This window comes from Agrobacterium tumefaciens, assembly GCF_005221325.1.
Taxonomy (GTDB): domain Bacteria; phylum Pseudomonadota; class Alphaproteobacteria; order Rhizobiales; family Rhizobiaceae; genus Agrobacterium.
On record NZ_CP039888.1, the window covers coordinates 1,884,125 to 1,905,691 of the forward strand.

17 protein-coding genes, 1 tRNA gene and 1 pseudogene are annotated in these 21,567 nt (G+C 59.2%); 11 read left to right on the forward strand and 8 right to left on the reverse strand.

The annotated features are described in order from the left end of the window. Positions 1-56 precede the first annotated feature (56 nt). The 4 genes from CFBP5499_RS09880 to CFBP5499_RS09895 all read left to right on the forward strand — a co-directional run bounded on the left by CFBP5499_RS09880 (position 57) and on the right by CFBP5499_RS09895 (position 3,932). A complete protein-coding gene (locus CFBP5499_RS09880; protein ID WP_080824655.1) occupies positions 57-941 on the forward strand; it encodes an ABC transporter permease in 885 nt (294 codons plus the stop codon). Further along, complete coding sequence (locus CFBP5499_RS09885; RefSeq protein WP_080824654.1) at positions 938-1,720, forward strand: ABC transporter permease; 783 nt, start codon at positions 938-940, stop codon at positions 1,718-1,720. The genes CFBP5499_RS09880 and CFBP5499_RS09885 overlap by 4 nt, the downstream gene beginning before the upstream one ends. Positions 1,721-1,733: 13 nt before the next feature. Then, a complete protein-coding gene (locus CFBP5499_RS09890) occupies positions 1,734-2,792 on the forward strand; it encodes an ABC transporter ATP-binding protein (protein ID WP_080824653.1) in 1,059 nt (352 codons plus the stop codon). A gap of 96 nt (positions 2,793-2,888) precedes the next feature. Next, a complete protein-coding gene (locus CFBP5499_RS09895; protein ID WP_080824652.1) occupies positions 2,889-3,932 on the forward strand; it encodes a zinc-dependent alcohol dehydrogenase family protein in 1,044 nt (347 codons plus the stop codon). Positions 3,933-3,960: 28 nt separating this feature from the next. On the opposite strand, the gene CFBP5499_RS09900 is transcribed toward CFBP5499_RS09895, so the two are convergent. Next, on the reverse strand, positions 3,961-4,605 hold the full coding sequence (locus tag CFBP5499_RS09900; RefSeq protein ID WP_080824651.1) for a hypothetical protein: 645 nt from the start codon (positions 4,603-4,605) through the stop codon (positions 3,961-3,963). 323 nt (positions 4,606-4,928) lie between these two features. On the opposite strand from CFBP5499_RS09900, the pseudogene CFBP5499_RS30840 reads away from it, so the two are divergent. Together CFBP5499_RS30840 and CFBP5499_RS09910 are read left to right on the forward strand one after the other, a co-directional pair. Continuing rightward, positions 4,929-5,704 (forward strand): annotated as a pseudogene (locus CFBP5499_RS30840) (AAA family ATPase). A gap of 78 nt (positions 5,705-5,782) precedes the next feature. Beyond that, the gene (locus CFBP5499_RS09910) at positions 5,783-7,114 is read left to right on the forward strand and encodes an MFS transporter (protein ID WP_080824650.1); all 1,332 of its coding nucleotides are present in this window, start codon (positions 5,783-5,785) and stop codon (positions 7,112-7,114) included. 71 nt (positions 7,115-7,185) lie between these two features. On the opposite strand, the gene metH is transcribed toward CFBP5499_RS09910, so the two are convergent. Beyond that, the gene (metH, locus tag CFBP5499_RS09915; protein WP_080824649.1) at positions 7,186-10,959 is read right to left on the reverse strand and encodes a methionine synthase; all 3,774 of its coding nucleotides are present in this window, start codon (positions 10,957-10,959) and stop codon (positions 7,186-7,188) included. Positions 10,960-11,138: 179 nt separating this feature from the next. Between metH and CFBP5499_RS09920 the strand changes: the two genes are divergently transcribed. Continuing rightward, positions 11,139-12,398 carry an AGE family epimerase/isomerase gene (locus tag CFBP5499_RS09920; protein WP_175416675.1) on the forward strand — a complete coding sequence of 420 codons (1,260 nt, stop codon included), beginning with the start codon at positions 11,139-11,141 and terminating at the stop codon, positions 12,396-12,398. Between the two features lie 191 nt (positions 12,399-12,589). Here the strand turns inward: CFBP5499_RS09920 and CFBP5499_RS09925 are convergent, their stop codons facing one another. Both CFBP5499_RS09925 and CFBP5499_RS09930 read right to left on the reverse strand, forming a co-directional pair. Then, the gene (locus CFBP5499_RS09925; protein WP_080827258.1) at positions 12,590-13,150 is read right to left on the reverse strand and encodes a dual specificity protein phosphatase family protein; all 561 of its coding nucleotides are present in this window, start codon (positions 13,148-13,150) and stop codon (positions 12,590-12,592) included. A gap of 201 nt (positions 13,151-13,351) precedes the next feature. Next, a complete protein-coding gene (locus tag CFBP5499_RS09930; RefSeq protein ID WP_080824647.1) occupies positions 13,352-13,804 on the reverse strand; it encodes a hypothetical protein in 453 nt (150 codons plus the stop codon). A 433-nt stretch (positions 13,805-14,237) separates the two neighbouring features. Here CFBP5499_RS09930 and CFBP5499_RS09935 point away from each other — a divergent pair, with 433 nt between their 5' ends. Then, positions 14,238-14,867 carry an outer membrane protein gene (locus tag CFBP5499_RS09935; RefSeq protein ID WP_080824646.1) on the forward strand — a complete coding sequence of 210 codons (630 nt, stop codon included), beginning with the start codon at positions 14,238-14,240 and terminating at the stop codon, positions 14,865-14,867. Between the two features lie 206 nt (positions 14,868-15,073). After that, a complete protein-coding gene (locus CFBP5499_RS09940; protein WP_080824645.1) occupies positions 15,074-15,445 on the forward strand; it encodes a hypothetical protein in 372 nt (123 codons plus the stop codon). Between the two features lie 126 nt (positions 15,446-15,571). Here CFBP5499_RS09940 and CFBP5499_RS09945 read toward each other — a convergent pair. Next, positions 15,572-15,647: transfer RNA gene (locus CFBP5499_RS09945), tRNA-Ile, on the reverse strand. A gap of 179 nt (positions 15,648-15,826) precedes the next feature. On the opposite strand from CFBP5499_RS09945, the gene CFBP5499_RS09950 reads away from it, so the two are divergent. Beyond that, positions 15,827-16,570, forward strand: a complete 744-nt coding sequence (locus CFBP5499_RS09950) for an SIMPL domain-containing protein (RefSeq protein ID WP_080824644.1) — start codon at positions 15,827-15,829, stop codon at positions 16,568-16,570. A gap of 159 nt (positions 16,571-16,729) precedes the next feature. Here the strand turns inward: CFBP5499_RS09950 and CFBP5499_RS09955 are convergent, their stop codons facing one another. Together CFBP5499_RS09955 and CFBP5499_RS09960 are read right to left on the reverse strand one after the other, a co-directional pair. Further along, complete coding sequence (locus CFBP5499_RS09955) at positions 16,730-17,077, reverse strand: hypothetical protein (protein ID WP_080824643.1); 348 nt, start codon at positions 17,075-17,077, stop codon at positions 16,730-16,732. 151 nt (positions 17,078-17,228) lie between these two features. After that, entirely contained in the window at positions 17,229-17,651 is a 423-nt protein-coding gene (locus tag CFBP5499_RS09960; RefSeq protein ID WP_080824642.1) for a secondary thiamine-phosphate synthase enzyme YjbQ, read from the reverse strand. A 264-nt stretch (positions 17,652-17,915) separates the two neighbouring features. On the opposite strand from CFBP5499_RS09960, the gene CFBP5499_RS09965 reads away from it, so the two are divergent. After that, positions 17,916-20,468: an HWE histidine kinase domain-containing protein gene (locus tag CFBP5499_RS09965; protein ID WP_080824641.1), complete on the forward strand. Its 2,553-nt coding sequence runs from the start codon at positions 17,916-17,918 to the stop codon at positions 20,466-20,468. Between the two features lie 133 nt (positions 20,469-20,601). On the opposite strand, the gene CFBP5499_RS09970 is transcribed toward CFBP5499_RS09965, so the two are convergent. Next, positions 20,602-21,516, reverse strand: a complete 915-nt coding sequence (locus tag CFBP5499_RS09970) for a DUF930 domain-containing protein (protein WP_175416676.1) — start codon at positions 21,514-21,516, stop codon at positions 20,602-20,604. Positions 21,517-21,567: the final 51 nt, after the last annotated feature.

The following is a 21,567-nucleotide window of genomic DNA, read 5'->3' on the forward strand; positions in this document are numbered from 1 at the left end:
TTTATGATTTAGACCTTTATAGACAGACCGTTTCAAAACGGCGTTTGGGGACAAGGATGCCATCAACCAACACCGGCGGGCCATCCGACGCGGGCAGAAAGCTGCCGCTGCACTGGATAGGCGTCGTACCTTTTGCCGTCTTTGTTATGCTGTTCCTCATCCTGCCGACGATGAAGATCGTCGTCGGCGCGTTTCAGCAAACAGATGGCAGCTTCACGCTGGACAACATTGCCGGGCTTTTCACCTCTTCGATCCTTGCTGCCTACTGGATCTCGATCAAGATCAGCCTCGCCTCCGCGGCGCTGGGCTGCCTTATCGGTTTTGCCGTGGCCGCGGCCGTCGTGCTGGGTGGCCTGCCGCAACGCATCCGCGGCCCGCTTCTCACCTTTTCCGGTGTCGCCTCGCAATTTGCCGGCGTGCCGCTCGCCTTCGCCTTCATCGCCACGCTCGGCCCGGTCGGCTTGCTCACCGTGTTTTTGAAGACGCAGATCGGCATTGATCTGAGGCTCCTCGGCTTCAACATCCTCTCCTTCTGGGGCCTGACGGTCACCTATCTGTTCTTCCAGATACCGCTGATGATCCTCATCATCACGCCGGCGCTGGACGGGCTGAAGCGCGAATGGCGCGAGGCGGCGGAAATTCTCGGCGCGACCGGGTTTCAATATTGGCGTATGGTGGCCTTTCCCATCCTGCTGCCGTCGCTGCTCGGCACCATGTCATTGCTTTTTGCCAATGCCTTCGGTGCGGTGGCTACCGCCATCGCGCTCACCGGCTCCTCGCTCAACATCGTGCCGATCCTGCTCTTCGCGCAGATCCGCGGCGACGTTCTCGGCAATCCCCATCTTGGTTACGCGCTCGCCTTCGGCATGATCGTCGTAACCGGCATCGCCAATGCACTTTATATCTGGCTGCGCGCCCGCAGCGAAAGGTGGCTGAAATGAAGCGTTTCTTCGCCTGGGGCGCGCTGATTTTCGGCCTGCTCTATTTCGCCCTGCCGCTCATCGGCATGACCAACTTCTCGCTGAAGATGCGGCGCGGTGAGTATTCCTTCGACGCCTATGGCAAGGTGCTAAGCGATCCGCGTTTTCAGGAAACCTTCAGCTATTCGGTGATGATGGCGCTTTTCACCATCGTCTTCGGCGTCCTGCTGGTGGTGCCGACAGCCTATTGGGTACGCCTGAAACTGCCGGGCCTGCGCCCCTACATCGAATTCATCACGCTTCTGCCGCTGGTCATCCCGGCCATCGTCATCGTGTTCGGTTATATCAGGCTCTACAACACCTCGAGCTGGCTACCTCTGACCGGCACGACCTTCGGCACCAACATTCTCCTGATGTTCGGTTACGCGATCCTCGCTCTGCCCTACATGTACCGTGCGGTCGATACCGGGCTTAGAACCATCGATGTCGCCACACTGACGGAAGCGGCCCAGAGCCTTGGCGCGGGATGGACGACCATCCTGTCACGCATCATCCTGCCCAATGTACTGGTCGCCGTGCTCTCGGGCGCATTTTTGACCTTCGCCATCGTCATCGGTGAATTCACCATGGCGGCACTTTTGAACCGCCCGGCCTTCGGCCCCTATATGCAGCTGCTCGGCGCCAACCGCGCCTATGAACCGGCAGCGCTTGCCGTGATTTCCTTCGGCATCACCTGGGGTTGCCTTGGTCTGATCCAACTCGTTTCCCGCTACCAGAAGGGCGCGCCTCCCAAGGCCTGAGGACAAGATTTTCATGAGCTTTTTGACACTTAGCAATATCAAGAAATCCTTCGGCTCCGTGCAGGTCGTGCATGATTTCAACATGGCCATCGAAAAGGGCGAGTTCGTCTCCTTTCTCGGTCCATCGGGCTGCGGCAAGACCACCGTGCTACGCATGATCGCCGGTTTCGAAATCCCGACAGGCGGATCGATCGTCATCAACGGCAAGGACCAGACGACGCTCAGACCGAACCAGCGCAATATCGGCATGGTGTTCCAGGCCTACGCGCTGTTCCCGAACATGAACGTCTATGAGAACGTCGCCTTCGGTCTGAAGGTCGCCGGCAAGCCAAAAGCCGAGATCGACGCCCGCGTGAAGGAAATGCTTCAGCTCATCCATCTGGAACATCTGGCGGATCGCTATCCCTATCAGATGTCCGGCGGCCAGCAGCAGCGCGTGGCGCTCGCCCGCGCATTGGCCCCAAAGCCGGAAGTGCTTCTGCTGGACGAACCGCTTTCCGCGCTCGACGCCAAGATCCGCGTCTCGCTGCGCGAGGAAATCCGCCAGATCCAGCAGAAACTCGGCATCACCACCATTTTCGTGACCCACGATCAGGAAGAGGCCCTGTCGATCTCTGACCGCATCGTCGTGATGAATGGCGGCCGTGCCGACCAGATCGGTTCGCCCTTCGAGATCTACAACAAACCCGCCACCCGCTTCGTCGCCTCCTTCGTGGGCACGCTGAACCTCATCGACGCCACCGTGGTGGATTCCTCGTCCAATACCATCCGTGTCGGAGAGCAGCAGATCACCCTGCCGAAGCCGGTCGATGCGGCGAATGGCGAAAAAATCACGCTGGCGCTTCGCCCGGAAGCAGGCTCCCTCGGCAGCGATGCGAAAGGCGATGTTGCCATTTCCGGCCTCGTCACCTCCAGCCAGTTCCTCGGCTCCGTCATCCGCACCCGTCTTGATCTCGGTGGTTCGACGCTGTCCTTCGACATGTTCAACGATCCCGGCACCGCGCCGCCCGCCGTCGGTGAGCAGGTGACACTGAAATTCGCAGCCGGCGACCTGATGCTCATCAAGGACTGAAGCGCTTCTCCAGAGGTAAAACGGTTTCGCACTTTTGCTGGAATGCTCTAGAGCGGGTTCAGATTTGAACCTGCGGACCAATGATGTGAGGCCATGATGCGCGCGCTTTATTACGAACGATTCGGCGAGACCCCCGTTGTTGCGTCCCTGCCCGATCCCGAACCGAGCGATGGCGGCGTGGTCATTGCAGTGAAAGCGACCGGCCTCTGCCGCAGCGACTGGCACGGCTGGATGGGACATGACCCGGATATTCGCCTGCCGCATGTGCCCGGCCACGAATTTGCCGGTGTCATCGCCGCAGTTGGCAAGAACGTCACCCGCTTCAAGACCGGTGATCGCGTTACCGTGCCTTTCGTCTCCGGCTGCGGCCATTGCCATGAATGCCGCTCTGGCAACCAGCAGGTCTGCGAGGCGCAGTTCCAGCCCGGCTTCACCCATTGGGGTTCCTTCGCCGAATATGTCGCCATCGATTATGCCGATCAGAACCTCGTGCACCTGCCGGAATCGATGAGTTACGCCACCGCCGCCGGTCTCGGCTGCCGTTTCGCTACCTCCTTCCGGGCAGTGACGGATCAGGGACGCCTGAAGGGCGGCGAATGGCTGGCGGTCCATGGCTGCGGCGGTGTCGGTCTCTCCGCCATCATGATCGGCGCGGGCCTCGGCGCACAGGTCGTCGCCATCGATATTGCCGAAGACAAGCTGGAACTCGCCCGGCAGCTGGGTGCAACGGCCACCATCAACAGCCGCTCGGTTGACGATGTTGCCGAAGCCGTGCGCGACATCACCGGTGGCGGCGCGCATGTTTCCGTCGACGCGCTTGGCCATCCGCAGACCTGCTGCAATTCCATCAGCAACCTGCGCCGGCGCGGACGCCATGTGCAGGTGGGGCTGATGCTGGCAGATCATGCCATGCCGGCCATTCCCATGGCCCGGGTGATCGCCCATGAGCTGGAGATTTACGGCAGCCACGGCATGCAGGCATGGCGTTACGAGGACATGCTGGCCATGATCGAAAGCGGCAGGCTCGCACCGAAAAAGCTGATCGGCCGCCATATCTCGCTGACCGAAGCCGCAGCCGCCCTGCCCGCCATGGACAGTTTCAGGGAAAGCGGCATCAGCATTATCGACCGGTTCGAATAAGCGCCGGTCGCAGCCCTTCGTCTTCGCCTCAGCCGTTCCTGCGCCCGAAAGCTCGGGCGGGGTCACCTGTGCTGAGAGAGGCCCGCACGGGCGTTGGCGTCGGGCTGGGGGCAACAGAATCTGTCCGAGGCTGGCTGTCCTGACGTCTCACCAGCCGCTTCTTACGAACTTTGAGAGGATCGGAAGGCGGCGCACGCACTCGGCCCTTGTCAGCGGCCGTGAGTATTGTCAGCAATCGCCAAAACCACCGGATGACGTCCAACCCCTTATGGACGACCAGAAAAAAGCCGACCACCAGCGCGACGAAGAGAATCGCCAGATTCCAGCGCTCTTTCTGCTTTTCGCGGGCTGTGCGTTCCAGGCGGTGCTGGATCGTCGGATCGAAACCAAGCCTCGACTTCAATCGTGCAACATCGGCATCACTGAGCCTGGTATAACGGTCGCCATAAAACAGAACATAACCGCTGCCCCTCTCGCTGTTCAGATAGCCGAGATCGAGCGCGTTTCCATCCTGCAGAAAAGCGGGAATGTTCGGCAGATCGTAAACGAGATCAATCGTCTCGCCGCCACCGGACCCGGAAATGGCAAATAAACGATCCTTCCGCGCTTCTGCCCCATTCGCGAACATCACGGAAAACAAGGCTGCGGCTGAAAATAGCACCGTGTAATTCATTCATCCCCCACAACAGAAACAAGAATGAACAACTACTGGCATAGCTCATTTAAATTGAAGTTTACACTGAAATTCTATTTTTAATAACCTAGACAATATTTAAAATATACCGAAGATGTTGAAGTATTTATTTTGAATTTCTGAATTATTATTTCATAATTCTCTAATTTATTACAAGCATTGACATTGCAAAGGTATGCCGAATGGGCCGTTGGCGCGGACCACGCGACGCGTTAAGCTCCGGGCACTCGCTCGCCCGGCCCTCGAAGAGGCATCCGGGCACGACATCTCCGAACAGGATCAATATTGGCAAGGACCGCGACATGCTGTTTCTCGACAGCGTAACCATGAAGGAAAAGCCGGGGGGAAAGGACGAGTATCCTTTTTCCGTTCCGGCCATGCGCCATCTGGAACGCCTCGAATTCAAGACACCGATCACCTTTTTTGCCGGCAATAACGGCTCGGGTAAATCGACACTGCTGGAAGGTCTGGCGGCGGGCATGACGGCCTATGCCATCGGCAATCATGCGAGGTCAAGGGTGACCTTTACCTCCAGCATGCCGAGACCGTGGCGAAGGCCTTCTATTTCGCCCGTAAAAAATATCCGAAGATTCGCATGTTTCTCCGTGCGGAAGACGTGCTTGGTTATATTCGTCGCCAGAATGAGGATGCGCTGGACGATTTTCGCTGGGAGCGGGAAAAAGCCCTGAAAAAAGGCGAGGATTTTCCGGAGGAAACGCCGGAGACGTTTCGCGGGATCGTCAGGAGCAACAGCCTCGACCGGCGGTCGCATGGCGAAGGCTTCCTCGATATCATGCACCGGCGGCTGCACGGCGCCGGCCTCTATTTTCTCGACGAACCGGAAAGTCCGCTTTCGCCGCAAAAGCAGCTGGAACTGGCGGCAATCATCCGCAACGCCGCCGATAGCGGCGGGCAATTGATCATCGCCACCCACTCGCCCGTGCTGTTGGCCATTCCAGAGGCGACGATTTATTATTTCGATGAGGATGGCATCACCGAACGCCTCTATGACGAGTTGGAAAACATCGCCTTCCTGCGCCGCTTCCTCGATCGTCCGTCGAAATACCTGAACGATTGAGGATCGATAAGGCTTGAAATCCCGTCGCGCTTGCCGCATTCCCATAAGTAATACGCAATTTAGAAAAGAAGCAGGCTTATGTCTCCCACCACCACACCGGCGGCGGCCCGTCCCCTCAACAGCCAGGATTTCAGGACTCTCGGACTTTCAGCCCTGGGCGGCGCGCTCGAATTTTACGACTTCATCATTTTCGTATTTTTCGCCACCGTCATCGGCCATCTGTTCTTTCCGCCGGAAATGCCGGACTGGTTGGTGATGATCCAGACCTTCGGCATCTTCGCCGCCGGTTATCTGGTGCGACCGCTCGGCGGCATCGTGCTGGCGCATTATGGCGACCGGTATGGCCGCAAGCGCGTCTTTGCCTTCTCCATCCTCCTGATGGCGCTCTCCACCCTCGGCATGGCGCTGATGCCGACCTATGCCACCATCGGCGTGGCGGCCCCCATTCTGCTCATCGTCCTGCGTATGCTACAGGGTGCTGCCATTGGCGGTGAAGTGCCGGGCGCATGGACCTTCGTCGCCGAACATGTACCCTTCCGCCGCGTCGGCCTCGCCTGTGGATTCCTCACCTCAGGCCTTTCTTTCGGCATCATGCTGGGCTCGCTGATTGCCTTTGCCATCAACTCACTCTTCACACCGGAAGACGTGGCGGCTTATGCCTGGCGCATCCCGTTCCTGCTCGGCGGCATTTTCGGCCTCATCGCCGTTTATCTACGCCGCTGGCTGGAAGAGACTCCGATCTTCATGGAAATGAAGAAATCGAAATCGCTGACGGACAAGCTGCCGCTTGGCCTCGTGCTGAAGCACCATATGCGCGGCGTGATCATCTCTGCCCTGCTGACCTGGGTTCTGTCGGCGGCCATCGTCGTCACCACGCTGATGACGGCCACCTTCCTGCAGAAGCTTTACGGTTATACCCCGACGCAGGCGCTGGCCGGCACCAGCTTCGGCACGCTGTTCCTGATCTTCGGCGTCATCATCGCCGGAGCGCTGATCGACCGCATCGGCTCCGGCATCTTCTTCATGGGCGCCAGCATCTTCTTCGGCATCGCCACCTTCACCTTCTACAGCTATGCCGGCGCTTCGCTTGAGACCATGTTCGTGCTTTATGGCGTGATGGGCCTTTCGGTCGGCATGGCCGGCGCTGTACCCTATGTGATGGTCCGCGCTTTCCCGGCATCGGTCCGCTTCTCCGGCCTCTCCTTCGCCTACAACGTCTCTTATGCCGTCTTCGGTGGGCTGACGCCGATCGGTGTGACGACGGCGCTTGCCATCAATCCCATGGCCCACGCCTGGTATCTGGTCTTCATCGCCGTCCTCGCCTTCGCGATCGGTCTTTACCTCTATCTGCGCGGCAGCGAGGTCGAAAGCCATGTCGGCATTGAGGAACTGGCGGCATTGCGGTCGTAAGTTTCAACAGGAAACAAAAAAAGCGTGGGCAAGACCCGCGCTTTTTATTTGTCCCGGCGATGCGTGAAACATCAGGCCGCGCTGTCGATTTTCTCCTCGCCGTTGGTCGGCACATAGTTGAGCACAGGTCCCAGCCAGCGCTCCACCTCTTCCAGCGGCATATCCTTGCGGCGCGAATAGTCGAGAACCTGATCGCGCTCCACCTTGGCCACGCCGAAATAATAACTTTCGGGGTGGCCGATATAGAGGCCGGAGACGGAGGAGCCGGGCCACATGGCATAGCTTTCCGTCAGTTCTACGCCCGCTGCATTGGTGGCGTCGAGCAGTGAGAACAGCGTTTTCTTCTCGGTGTGGTCAGGCTGGGCCGGATAACCGGGTGCCGGGCGAATACCGGCATAGGCTTCGCCAATCAGTTCATCACCGGCAAAAGCCTCGTCCGGCGCGTAGCCCCAGAACTCCTTGCGCACCCGTTCATGCATGCGCTCGGCAAAGGCTTCGGCAAAGCGGTCGGCCAGAGCCTTGACGAGGATGGACGAATAATCGTCATTGGCCCGCTCAAAACGCTCGGCAATCGCCACTTCCTCAATACCCGCCGTCACCACGAAGCCGCCAACATAATCGGCAACGCCGCTATCGACGGGCGCGACAAAGTCGGACAGCGCCACATTCGGACGGCCATCACGCTTGGAAAGCTGCTGGCGCAGCGTGAAGAAGGTCGCGAGCTCTTGCCTGCGCCCTTCATCCGTAAACAGGCGGATATCGTCCCCCACCGCATTGGCCGGCCAGAATCCGATCACGGCGCGCGGCCGGAACCAGTTTTCGTCAATGATCTTTTTCAGCATCGCCTGCGCATCGGCATAAAGCTGCCGTGCCGCTTCACCCTGCTTTTCGTCTTCGAGGATGGCCGGGAAACGGCCCTTCAATTCCCAGGTCTGAAAGAAGGGCGTCCAGTCGATGTAACGGGAAAGCTCTTCCAGATCGTAGGTCTCGAACACCTTGGTGCCGAAGAATTGCGGCTTGACGGCACTATAAGCAGTCCAGTCAATCTTGTGCGCATTCTCCCGGGCGCGGGAAAGCGGCAGGCGCTGCTTTTCGCGCTCGTTGCGGGCATGGGCCTCAGCCACCTTGGCATATTCGGCGCGGATGCCATCGATATAAGCGGGCTTCTGCTCTTTGGAGAGAAGCGCGGAAACGACGCCGACCGCGCGCGAGGCGTCGGTGACATAGATTGCCTGCCCCTGCTCGTAACGCGGATGGATTTTCACCGCCGTATGCACGCGGCTCGTCGTCGCGCCGCCGATCAGCAGCGGAATGTCGAAACCCTGCCGCTCCATTTCGGCCGCCACATGCACCATCTCATCCAGCGACGGGGTAATGAGGCCGGAAAGGCCGATCACATCGACCTTCTCCGCAATCGCCGTTTCGAGGATTTTCGTCGTCGGCACCATCACGCCAAGATCGATAATTTCGTAATTGTTGCAGGCGAGAACGACGCCGACGATGTTCTTGCCAATATCGTGCACGTCGCCCTTAACGGTCGCCATCAGCACCTTGCCTGCGGCACTGCGTTCGGACCCGCCATTCAGGCGCTTTTCTTCTTCCATGTAAGGTAACAGAACGGCAACCGCCTGCTTCATCACGCGGGCGGATTTCACCACCTGCGGCAGGAACATCTTACCCGAGCCGAACAGGTCTCCCACCACGTTCATGCCGGCCATCAGCGGCCCTTCGATAACGTGCAGTGGGCGTGCAGCCTTCTGGCGCGCCTCTTCCGTATCGGCCTCGATGAATTCGGTAATGCCGTTGACCAGCGCATGCTCCAGCCGCTTTTCGACGGGAAGCTCGCGCCAGGAAAGGTCCTGAGCCTTCGCCTGTTTTTCGCCCGTACCACGGAAACGCTCTGCCACCTCAAGCAGCCGCTCCGTCGCATCATCGCGCCGGTTCAGCACCACGTCTTCGCAGGCCTCGCGCAGTTCCGCATCGATATTGTCGTAAACGGCAAGCTGGCCGGCATTGACGATGCCCATGTCCATGCCGACATGAATGGCATGGTAGAGGAACACGGCATGCATCGCCTCACGCACCGGCTCGTTGCCGCGGAAGGAGAAGGACAGGTTGGAAACACCGCCGGAAATATGCGTCAGCGGCATGGTTTCGCGAATGGTCTTGGTGGCCTCGATGAAGTCCACGCCGTAGTTATTGTGTTCTTCGATGCCCGTGGCCACCGCAAACACATTGGGGTCGAAGATGATGTCTTCCGGTGAAAGGCCGGCCTTTTCGGTCAGAAGCTTGTAGGCGCGCGCGCAGATTTCCACCTTGCGCTGATAGGTGTCCGCCTGCCCGACCTCGTCAAAGGCCATGACCACGACCGCAGCACCGTAATTGTGGACGAGCCGCGCCTGCTGGAGAAATTTCTCCTCGCCTTCCTTCAGCGAAATCGAATTGACGATCGATTTGCCCTGAACGCATTTCAGACCGGCCTCGATGATCTCGAACTTCGACGAGTCGATCATGACAGGCACGCGGGCGATGTCAGGCTCGGCGGCGATGAGGTTCAGGAACTCGACCATCGCCTTTTCGGAATCGATCAGGCCCTCATCCATGTTGATGTCGATGATCTGCGCGCCGTTTTCCACCTGGTCACGGGCAACAGCCAGCGCCGCCGTGTAGTCGCCGGCGGTGATGAGCTTGCGGAAGCGGGCCGAGCCGGTGACGTTGGTGCGCTCGCCGACGTTGACGAAGGGAATATCCTTGGTCAGCACGAAAGGCTCGAGGCCTGCAAGCGACATGAACGGCTTGTGCTCGGGGATTTCGCGCGGCTTGTAGTCTTTGACAGCCTCGGCAATCGCCCGGATATGCTCCGGCGTCGAACCGCAGCAGCCGCCGACGATGTTGACGAGACCGTCACGCACGAAGCCCTGGACCTGACGCGCCATCATCTCAGGCGTTTCGTCATATTGACCGAATTCATTCGGCAGGCCGGCATTCGGATAGGCGCAGACGAATGTATCGGCCACGTCGGACAGTTCCTGCAGATGCGGACGCATCGCATCCGCACCCAGCGCGCAGTTGAGGCCGATGGTGAAGGGGTTGGCGTGGCGCACCGAATTCCAGAACGCCGAAGGCGTCTGGCCGGACAGCGTGCGGCCGGAAAGGTCGGTGATCGTGCCCGAGATCATGACAGGCAGGCGGATGCCCTTGGCCTCGAAACGCTCCTCGCAGGCGAAGATCGCCGCCTTGGCGTTCAGCGTATCGAAAATCGTCTCGATCAGGATGATATCGGCGCCGCCGTCGATCAGGCCATCGATCTGCTCGCCATAGGCAATGCGCAGGTCGTCGAAACTGACGGCGCGATAACCGGGATTGTTGACATCAGGCGAAATCGAGGCCGTGCGGTTGGTCGGGCCGATGGCGCCGGCCACAAAACGACGGCGGCCATCTTCCCGCTCGGCACGCTGGGCGGCACGGCGGACAATTGCCGCGCCCTCACGGTTGAGGTCGTAGACGGCATTTTCCATCTCGTAATCGGCCTGCGCGATGCGCGTCGACGAAAACGTGTTGGTTTCGAGAATATCCGCACCCGCCATGGCGTAGCGATAGTGGATTTCCTCGATAGCATCAGGCTGGGTCAGGATCAGAAGGTCGTTATTGCCCTTCTGGTGACAGGCGCAGCCGATAAAACGGTCGCCACGGAAATGATCCTCGTCAAAACCCAGACCCTGAATCTGCGTGCCCATGGCACCATCGAGAATGAGGATGCGTTCGCTGGCGGCTTCGCGCAACGCCTTGAAAATTTCCGCGCCGTCGCGCTTTGCCCCTTCGGGGCCAAACAGATCGTCAAACACGGGCACACTCCTCATTTCGATTTGCAAGATCGCAAGCAGTCAAGTCACATAAAGATATGTTTATGTCAATATATCTTCAAGGGGCAGACATGGCTTTGCGCCATTGCATGACGTTACGAAATATCGCTGACAGATGACAGGTTTATACGGCAAGGATATAAGCCGAAGCAGCAAACCGCATGGAGGACGAGATGGCCGAAGACGATCACAACAGCCGCAACTGGAACACCCTGCCCTGGCACCGCCAGTGGCTTGTGAAACAGGCCGAGGGACTTTTCGACTTCTTCCAGCACCGCGCCGTCAACCCTGCCGGCGGTTTCTTCGATCTGGACACCAAGGGCGCTCCGTTGCAGAAAAACGACCCGGTACGAGGCATCCATGCCTCCGCCCGCATGGTACATTGCTTCTCCATCGGCCATCTGCTCGGCCGGCCGGGCTGCGGCGATATCGTCGACCACGGCATGACCTATCTCTGGAACCACCATCGCGATGGCGAACATGGCGGTTACTTTTGGCAGGTAAACGATACCGGCCCGGTGGATGCCACCAAGCAGGGATACGGCCATGCCTTCGTGCTTCTGGCCGCTTCTTCCGCCAAAACCGTCGGCCACCCTCTCGCAGACAAGATGCTGGCCGACATTACCGAGGTGCTGGAAACCCGTTTCTGGGAAGAAAAACACGGCGCCATCGCCGAGGAATTCAATCGCGACTGGTCGCCGATCGATAATTACCGCGGCCAGAATTCCAATATGCACCTGACCGAAGCGCTGATGGCCGCTTATGAAGCGACGGGCGACAGCAATTACCTGACCAAAGCCGAACGCATCGCCGATCTCGTCATCCGCCGCCGCGCGGGCGAGCTGGATTTCCGCGTGCCGGAACATTTCGACGAGAACTGGACGCTCGACAAGGACTACCGCGGCAACGAAATGTTCCGCCCCTCCGGCTCCACCCCCGGCCACTGGCTGGAATGGGCGCGCCTCATCCTGCAATTATGGGTGCTGGGCGAGCGCCAGCACGACTGGATGCCGGTCGCCGCCAAATCGCTTTTCGTGCAATCCATGGCGCTCGGCTGGGACCGCGAAAAGGGCGGTTTCTTTTACACGCTCGACTGGAACGACAATCCCGACAAGCGGGCAAAGCTCTGGTGGCCCATGTCCGAGGCGGCGGGTGCGGCCCATTTCCTCAACGAGAACCTGCCGGCCGATGCCTTCTACGAGGATAGCTACCGCCGCATCTGGAGCACCATCGCCAACAACTTCATCGACCATGAGAATGGCGGCTGGCACGAGGAACTGACGGAAGATTTGGTGCCCGCGCACACGCTGTTCCCCGGCAAGGGCGATATCTACCACGCCCTTCAGGCCTGCCTCATCCCGCTTTTCCCCGCAGCGGGAAGCCTGACGAAGGTGATCAAGGAGAGCGGCGGGGATTATTGAGCAGCATGCGGGAAACGGATGCCAGCTGACGACGGCGTCGAAGACTTCTCTGCCGTCATGCTCGGGCTTGTCCCGAGCATCTGCTACCTATCTGCTGGACGCAACGTGATTGGATCCTCGGGACAAGCCCGAGGATGACGCCGCGCGGAAAAGGACACCGCCAGGATAAATCAAAAGGCGTCCCAAAACCCTCAAAACCCGATGGTTTCCTCGAAATCATCCCAGGACTGGTACATTTCATACCGCCCGATGCCGGGGATCGGCACATGCCCGTAATAGGGCGAAAGCTGAAACTCGGCAGCGGCCTCGCTCTTGCCGGCCACGGCTGCCACGTAAATAGCGGAAGCGAGCCCGGTGCGGTTTGCGCCGTGTTCGCAGTGGATGAGAACAGGCTTTTCCGCATTGCGCAGCACCGCCGCCAGCGTTTCTGAATCCTCCACCGAGACCTTTTCGCTTGAACTCAGCGGATAATCGACAAGCCGGATACCGTTGTTTTTGGCCGCAAGGCTTTCGGCATCATACCAGCCTTCGCGCTTTTCATCACGCAGGTTGATGATCGTCTTGATGCCATAAGCCTTGGCATAAGCGGCGATGTCCTTGCCGCTCGGCTGGGCCGAACGATAGAGTTCGCCGGGAATGACTTCGTGAAAATTTCCCGTAAGCTGGCCGATGCCCATATGCGCGCCGGCCAGAACCGGCAAGGCGACAAGGCCAATGGCCGTGATTTTCAGAAACTTCAGAACACTGTACAAACCGTCATCCCGCGACATCAATTGCATGAACGGGGAGATGGCATCGCAAATGGACGAAAACAAGTCAGCAGCTTTGCCAGTGCCGGGCGCGGGGTGTTCACCCGTCCGGTGAAGTCGCTGGGACACAAGGCTTTCCCGTCGCCGTCCAGCCACCTCGAAAATTTTCAAAATCTCGTGATCGCGAAATGACGTGAGAGCAGCTCAGTCGAATTCCGCGGAAATGACGGTCACGCGCCATTCCAGCCGCTGCGGCTCTACCCGTTCATTGTTGCGCAGCCGGAAAGACCGGCAGGCCGCGAAGGTCTCGCCGGCCTCGATCCGCCTTTCGCTTACCTGGTAGGGATCGAAGGCAACGGAGGCGCGGAACGCCGGCTCGAAGCCCTCGAGCGTATAGGTCAGCCGCTCTACGGCGACAGTGTTGTCATTGCGAAAGCTGACGCGAATGGGCAAGGCCGGATCCGCGCAGGAAGCATCGAAACTCGCGGTCGCAACGATATGCTCGAGCCGCTGGCTGCCGCGCCACCAATCATACATGACAAAGGCGGCAGTGGCCGTCCAGATCAGCAACAGGCAGATGACGACGGGTTTGAGATGCCGCGGAAACGCAATGAGGGTGAGAAGAAGAATGGCGCTGAGGACGGCTCCGACAATCACGTCGCTCTTCCTCCGCTAAAACAAAACCCCATGCGACCTCGTCCTCCCATGCCCTTCCTGCCGCAACGACCACCCTCGTGGCGTGGTCGCGGCGGTATCGTCTCGACGGCGATGATACTTCCCGCGATGCGGCGGCATTATCGCTGTCAGCCACAACTCTATGGTCGCCTCCCCCGCTGTCAAGACAACCAAGCGTGACACCCCGCTGATGGTCGCGCCCGAGCTTTGACGAAACACCAATGGGAACCAAACGCGGCCAGGGACGTTCGCAGCATCAGAACCGCATGGCAGGGCGACAGAACGCCACGATCCGGGGCAAGGACGGCCAAAGCGCCGAGAGGACAAAAGCGCCTCTTGGAACCGCCGAACCCCAACCCATATTAAAAGTAGCTAATCTATGCTATGGATGTCAGTCAGCTCAGGGAGAAAAACGATGAAAACGCTAATCGTAACGTCACTCCTGGCCCTTTCGGCCAGCACCGCAATGGCCGCGGATGCCGTCTACGAAACCCCGGCCCCTCCGGTCGCGCAGGAAACCCTGCCGGTCTTCACCTGGTCTGGTCCCTATCTTGGTATCCAGGGCGGCGCTGGTTGGGCAAATGGCGATTTTTCGGCTGGTGGACCCGTCGCTTCGGATAGTTTCGATGGCGGCATTCTCGGCGCCTTTGCCGGTTACAATTACCAGTTCGACAATAATTTCGTCGTCGGCATCGAGGGTGACGTCGACTATAACTGGAATGACAACGACTATGCCGGCGTGCAGATCGGCACCGACTGGCAGGGCTCCGTCCGTGGCCGCGTCGGTTATGCCTTCGACCGCGCCCTGCTCTACGGCACGGCGGGCTGGACAGCGACCCGCGGCTTCATCGAAACACCCGTTGGCAACGACAACACCACCTTCAACGGCTACACGGTGGGCGCGGGTCTGGATTACGCCTTCACCGACAATGTCTTCGGCAGGCTGGAATATCGCTATAACGATTATGGCGACAAGGACATCTTCGGCATCAACACCGATGTCGACCAGCATACCGTGAAAGTGGGTCTCGGCGTGAAGTTCTGAGCCGGGCCATTAGTTTCAGCAAAAGCCCGGCCACCCGCCGGGCTTTTTGTTGCGGAAAGCCCCCGCGGGCTGTGATCTGCCCATCTTGGAGTTCAAAAATATGAACGCCGGGGCACTGAAACATTCACAGGCCGTTCACCCGTGCCATGCCATCATCCGGGCATAATGAGCCTCTATCTCCGCAGCAGGCTTATGGAGTAGCCCCGATGAAAAAGATAATTCTTTCCACAATTGCTGCGCTGGTCGCCACCGGCAGCATCTTCGCGTCCTACGGCACCGCTGCCGCACAGGACTATCCCTATCGTCCGCGCCACGACCGTGGTTATGACCGCGGCGGCCCGCCCCCACCGCCCTATCGCGAACACCGTCGCCACAATGATGGCGCAGCCATCGCCGGCGGCCTCGCCGCAGGCGTCATCGGCGGCCTGATCGGCGGCGCCATCGCCAACGGCAACAGCGGTCCCCGCTACTACGAACCACCACCACCGCCCCCGCCACGCTGCTGGTTCGAAGACCGCCGCGTTCCCAACGCCTATGACGGCGGCTGGCACATGGAGAGCATGCGGGTCTGCAACTAATCTGAGATACCTTGCGGTCTGGCTTGTCATATACGCAAGCCAGACCGATCTCCCGATGAGATACCACGCTTCCCGACCTGCGCAGCGGCAGGAATATCATCATAAGCATCTGATTTTAAAAGAAAATGGTGGGCCCGGAGAGACTCGAACTCCCAACCAAGCGGTTATGAGCCGCCGGCTCTAACCATTGAGCTACAGGCCCTTTCGGAAAAAACGATCCGAAACACCGGTTTCGCAATGGCTCGAATCCGGCAGGTCACGCTCTAACGTAATTTTTCCAGCCCGACAAGCCAATCCTGCTTATCCAAAGCAGTGCCGCCGTATTAGCTACACAATCTAAAGCAATACCCTTCAAAGGGACTCAATCAACGAGGAAACACCATGAAGACAAAAACGGCCCGCCTTTTCGCACTCACCGCATTGACCGCGGCGGCCATGATGCCGCTTGCCGCCCAGGTATCTGCGCAGGAGGCCTCCCCGCGCGAAGCCACCATCAGTGTTTCCGGCGAAGGCCAGGCGGCCATCGCGCCCGATATGGCGATCCTTTCCTTCAGCGTCGTCAAACAGGCGGAAACCGCAGCGGCGGCGCTGACGGAAAATTCCAAGGCGCTCGCCGATGTCCTGAAGGCGCTGAAAGAGGCCGCCATCGAAGATCGCGACCTGCAGACGAGCAATTTCTCGGTACAACCGCTTTACAAGCATTATGAGCCCAAGGACGGCGTTTATGTTGCGCCTGAGATCACCGGCTATCAGGTTTCCAACGGCCTGACGGTGCGGGTGCGTGACCTGAAGAAGCTGGGCACAATCCTCGATACCTCCGTCAAGCTCGGCATCAACCAGGGCGGCGACATCACCTTCACCAACGACAAGCCCGAAGCCACGGTGACCGAAGCCCGCAAGCAGGCCGTTGCCGACGCCATCGCCAAGGCGAAGACGCTGACGGAAGCGGCGGGCGTGAAGCTCGGCCGTGTCATTCAGATCAGCGAAAACACGCAGCGCCCCATGCCGGTACCGGCGGGCATGATGCGTGCTTCGATGATGAAGGAAGCCGACAGCGTGCCGATCGCTTCGGGTGAGAACAACTACAGCGTGGTGGTCAACGTCACCTTCGCGCTCGACCAGTAATATCAAGTAAGGGGCGGCACCTCCGTGCCGCCTGCCGTATTTTTAATCGGCCATCGGCCGGTAAAAAAGAAATGCCCCTCGCCTGCCTTTCCGGACAAGCGAGGGGCATTTTTTATCCATCCGGCGGACGGGGATGTCACCGGATCGATATTGTCCGCTTTAGCGGCGGATGACCGGGCAGCCACGCTCATTGGCAAAAACGATGCGGTCACGGCCCTGACGGTCGAAGCCTGCCACCACAACGCGGCGCGGCGATACATCAACAACGCGCGCACGACGAAGACCCATGCGGCTTGCCTTTTCTTCCGCAAAACGCGGCGAGCAACCAAAACGCGGGCGATCAGGACGACCCCAGCCCGGGCCGCGGCCTCTGTCATGGCCGTATCCGTCCTGAACCTGAACTCTGAACTGAACATCCGAGCCCGCCGAAGCCGCAGGAGCGGTGGCGGAGATGCCGCCGAGGGCAATGAGAGCGGCGAGGCCGGCTTTTGCGAAGGTGTTGAACATGAAACTCACTCCGTTTGTTCTTCGCCGACAGGGGGACGTCCCTCAGCGATTGAGGAGACCCTAGCCTCACGCATCTGAATATGAACAGAACCGCATGTTCAGCAGAGGTTCATGGTTATTAACGGGAAGACACAGACACTCCAATGGAAGATCAGGCCGAAATATGCAGCACGATTTCACGACGGTGCGGCTGGTCCCGGTGCTCGAACAGATAAAGCCCCTGCCATGTGCCGAGAACGAGCCTGCCCTCTCCGATCGGCACACCGATGGAAACCGCAGTGAGAGCCGATTTGATATGGGCGGGCATGTCGTCGGGACCTTCCAGCGTATGGACAACCCAGCGCATCGAGGCATCGTCCGAAGGCGGTACGAGGCGGGAGAAAAACATTGAAAGATCGCGCCGGACATCCGGATCGGCATTTTCCTGGATAAGCAGGGAGCAGGAGGTGTGCCGGACGAAGACAGTCAGCAAGCCTTCGCTCACGCCGGCCTCTCTCACGAAACCCTTGGCCTCGGATGTGAACTCGTAAAGCCCCTGACCATGGGTGGCGACGGTTATTTTCTTCTGTGGCACAGTTTTCTTTCAAACAGGCGGGAACAAAATCGGCGAAGCGAACGTTACGCGATGTCAAATTTTATCCGATGACGGTAGAGATAAGACAATAACGCGACGACGGCCCGTAGCAACTAACGGAAAACCGGCGTCTCGGTTGCAAAAAACGGGGAAGGATTGGCAATATCAGAATGAATTATTCAGGCTTCCCCGTCCCTCGACGAACAGAATATTTTCAGCGCAAGACAAGTACCAAGATGGGCACAGGGTGCGAGAGACTGTTTCATGGCATCCACTGACTATCAAGTCGACCTGACCAATTGCGATCGCGAACCCATCCACATTCCAGGTTACATTCAACCGCATGGCTGTCTGATCGCCTGCGACAATGCCCTTCGCATGGTCCTGCGCCATTCGGAAAACTGTCGCGACATTCTGGGCATCGAAGGCGATCTGAACGGCAGGACTGCCGAAGAGGTGCTCGGCAAAGACCTCGTCCACGATCTCCGCAACGCGCTGACAGTCACCGGCAGAACCACCCGCCCGGCCATGTTACCCGCGATGGAATCAAACGACGGCCGCAGCTTCGATATTTCGCTCCACCGCTACAAATCCACCACTATCATCGAATTCGAGCCCTCGGGCAGCGAGACGCAGCCGCTCGGTACGGCGCGCAAGATGGTGGACCGCATCCGCGAGGCTGACAGCGTCGAAAGCCTGATCTCCAGAACGACGCGCCTGATAAAGGCGACGCTGGGTTACGACCGGGTGATGATCTACCGTTTCGAGGAAGACGGCGCCGGCAAGGTCGTGTCGGAGGCAAAGCAGCCGGAGCTGGAAAGCTTTCTCGGGCAATATTTCCCCGCCAGCGATATTCCGCAGCAGGCCAGAACACTCTATCTCAAGAACACGCTACGCATCATCTCTGACGCCAGCGGCATCCGGATTCCGGTCCTGCCGGCTGTCGATGCCTCCGGTGAGCCGCTCGATCTCTCTTACGCGCATCTGCGCAGCGTCTCGCCCATCCATTGCGAATATCTCCGCAATATGGGTGTCGCCGCCGCCATGTCGATTTCGGTGATTGTCGATGGGGCGCTGTGGGGCCTGATCGCCTGCCATCATTATTCCCCGCGTGTGCTGACCATGCCGGTCCGGATCGCCGCGGAAATGTTCGGGGAATTTTTCTCCATGCATCTGCAGGTTCTGAAGCAGAAGCGCCGGCTCGATACCGTCAACCACGCCCATGCGGCGCTCGACCGTTTTCTCCGGCTTGCCGCCCATCACGCCAACATTGAAGAACTGCTGGTCGACAGTTTTCAGGATTTTTCCGATCTGATGCCCTGCGACGGTGTCGGGCTATGGGTCGGGAACAACTGGCACAGCCAAGGCGCAACGCCGCCGCATGATGCCATTCCAAGGCTGGCGCGTTTCGTCGCTTCGGTTTCGGAAGGCAAGGTCTGGGCAACGCATGCCCTGTCGCAGGCCATACCGGAAGCGGAAATCTACGCCGGCACCGCAGCCGGAATGCTCGCTATCCCGCTCTCGCAGGTCAAGAACGACTACCTCCTGTTTTTCCGTAAGGAGATCGTGCAGAACCTGAACTGGGCCGGCAATCCGGAAAAGTCCTATGAGACCGGCCCGATGGGTGATCGCCTCACGCCGCGTAAAAGCTTCGCCATCTGGAAAGAGACCGTCCGCCTGCAGGCGCAGCCCTGGTCGGAAGCCGACCGGGAAATCGCCGAAGCGGCGAGAATCGCGCTTGTCGAGGTGGCATTCCATCACAGCGAGCTGATGGCCGGCGAAAGAGAGCGCGCCGAAGTGCGCCAGCGCATGCTGAACGAGGAGCTTAATCACCGCGTCAAGAATGTTCTCGCCATCATCAAATCGCTGGTCGGCAACCCCTCGCAGGAGGGCAAGACCCTGCAGGAATATGTCACCGCGCTGAAGGGCCGCATTCAGGCACTATCCTTTGCTCATGACCAGATCATTCGCGGCGAAGGCGGCGGTGCACTGCGCGATCTGGTGGAGGCCGAATTGTCGCCCCATCGTTCGCCGGAAACAACGGTGAAGCTCGAAGGCCCCCAGATCACGCTCGATTCCCGCGCTTTCTCAGTGATGGCGCTGGTTCTGCACGAACTGGCAACGAACGCCGCCAAATATGGCGCGCTTTCACAAAATGGCGGGCAGTTGCATGTGCGCTGGGATATTAACGAGAACCGCGATTGCGAAATATCGTGGCAGGAGACCTTGCTGACCACGTTGCCTGCACCATCGCGCGCCGGTTTCGGCACGGCGCTGATCAGCCGCAGCATTCCCTACGATCTCGGCGGGCGCAGCACGATACGTTATTTGCCGAATGGGCTGGAGGCAGAGATTCTCCTGCCGTTCCGCCATGTTTCATCGACCTCGACAGCGTCCGAGACAAAAACCGAGGGGGAAACCGTGCCCCAACCCAGACATTACAACCGGGAGGAGCCGTTGAAAGTATTGCTCGTCGAAGACCAGATGCTGATTGCCATGGATGTCGAAAACATGCTGGAAGATAATGGCATCAAGGCAATCGAAACCGCGACCTCGTCGGCCATGGCGCTTGAGAAGCTGAAAACCTATGTGCCTGACGTCGCCATTCTCGACATCAATCTCGGTTCCGACACCTCTATCCCCATCGCCCGCGAACTCCACCGCCGCGGCATCCCTTTCCTCTTCGCCACCGGTTATGCGGACGGCAGCATGGTGCCGGATGAATTCGGCAATGTGCCGGTTATCCGCAAGCCCTATGACGAGGATGCGCTGATGGCGGGAATTGGGGTGTTGGTGGGGGATCCGGAGCGGGTATAGTAGGCGTTATCCGTAACGGATCCTCCACATCCTCGGGCTTGTCCCGAGAATCTGCAACCCATTGGACGTGCTTGAATCCTTGGCACAAGCCGAAGGATGACGAATGGCAGGTCTCGGGACCGGCCGCCTATCCTCACTGAAATTGCGCAAAACCCCGCTTTTTTGCGTCTTCCGGGCTGACTTCATTCCCGATTTTAAAGCGGAATTCCGTCACGGTGTAATTTTCCAGATCGACTTCGCACTGGAATGAGACATCGTGCCAACCGTTACCCGTGTTGAACGCACCGCCGGAAGCGTCGATCGAATTGCCGGAAATCCTGCCTCCAGTGTCCGAATAGGGGATCATGCCTCTGGCGGCAAAACCCGCCCCCTGAATTTGAGCCAGGGCTTCGGTGCTGCAAAGCTGGACGATACGGCGACGGGGCGGCAGATCGCCGAACATCTGTCGTCTCTGGGCCGGTGAAAGCATGGAGGAAGACAGCACATGTTTGGCGGCGGGAAGCTTCGCGGGTTTCTTTTCAGCAACCTCCGCAGGCTTTTCCTCCGCCGGCTTGGCCTGTGGCACGGGCGGCTGCTCCGGCTGTGTTTCTTCCTTTACGGTTGAAACGGCAATCTCCCCCTGCTCGGCGGAAGCCTGAAGATCGCTGTTGGCGGCGGGTGGTGCGGGCTTCTCCTCAACGGCCTTTTCAGGCTGGCTTTCGGGCTCCTCGGACGTTTCGCTCTTTTCCGCTTCCTCCGTCTTTCCCGGCTTATCTGCGGGGTCCGCCTGCGTCTCCTCCGGCCGCATCGCGATAGCCGGCAGCGTCGCCTGCGGCTGTGGCGAAGGTTTCACCTCCTCCTTTGGCGGTGGTGGCGGTGGCGGAGGTTGCGGTTTTTCCTCTTTCGCCGCCGCAGCCGGCGGCGGAGGCTCTTCCGTCTTCTTCTCCTCGGGCGGCGGCACGAGTTCGACGCTGACGCTCTCCGGTTCCTGCGGCTCGGCCATGCGTTCCGGCAATTCGAAAAAGAAGAGCGCGACGATGACAAGATGCAGCAAAACGGAGACAGGCACAGCCCATCCTCCACGCCGCCATTTGCTTGCCGAAACCTGTTGCATCCTGTC

What these genes read in the sequence shown, in the direction of transcription:
- CFBP5499_RS09880 (WP_080824655.1), top strand. Translation starts at nt 57, where the DNA reads ATGCCATCAACCAACACCGGCGGGCCATCCGACGCGGGCAGAAAGCTG.
- CFBP5499_RS09885 (WP_080824654.1), top strand. Translation starts at nt 938, where the DNA reads ATGAAGCGTTTCTTCGCCTGGGGCGCGCTGATTTTCGGCCTGCTCTAT.
- CFBP5499_RS09890 (WP_080824653.1), top strand. Translation starts at nt 1,734, where the DNA reads ATGAGCTTTTTGACACTTAGCAATATCAAGAAATCCTTCGGCTCCGTG.
- CFBP5499_RS09895 (WP_080824652.1), top strand. Translation starts at nt 2,889, where the DNA reads ATGCGCGCGCTTTATTACGAACGATTCGGCGAGACCCCCGTTGTTGCG.
- CFBP5499_RS09900 (WP_080824651.1), bottom strand. Translation starts at nt 4,605, where the DNA reads ATGAATTACACGGTGCTATTTTCAGCCGCAGCCTTGTTTTCCGTGATG.
- CFBP5499_RS09910 (WP_080824650.1), top strand. Translation starts at nt 5,783, where the DNA reads ATGTCTCCCACCACCACACCGGCGGCGGCCCGTCCCCTCAACAGCCAG.
- CFBP5499_RS09920 (WP_175416675.1), top strand. Translation starts at nt 11,139, where the DNA reads ATGGAGGACGAGATGGCCGAAGACGATCACAACAGCCGCAACTGGAAC.
- CFBP5499_RS09935 (WP_080824646.1), top strand. Translation starts at nt 14,238, where the DNA reads ATGAAAACGCTAATCGTAACGTCACTCCTGGCCCTTTCGGCCAGCACC.
- CFBP5499_RS09940 (WP_080824645.1), top strand. Translation starts at nt 15,074, where the DNA reads ATGAAAAAGATAATTCTTTCCACAATTGCTGCGCTGGTCGCCACCGGC.
- CFBP5499_RS09950 (WP_080824644.1), top strand. Translation starts at nt 15,827, where the DNA reads ATGAAGACAAAAACGGCCCGCCTTTTCGCACTCACCGCATTGACCGCG.
- CFBP5499_RS09955 (WP_080824643.1), bottom strand. Translation starts at nt 17,077, where the DNA reads ATGTTCAACACCTTCGCAAAAGCCGGCCTCGCCGCTCTCATTGCCCTC.
- CFBP5499_RS09965 (WP_080824641.1), top strand. Translation starts at nt 17,916, where the DNA reads ATGGCATCCACTGACTATCAAGTCGACCTGACCAATTGCGATCGCGAA.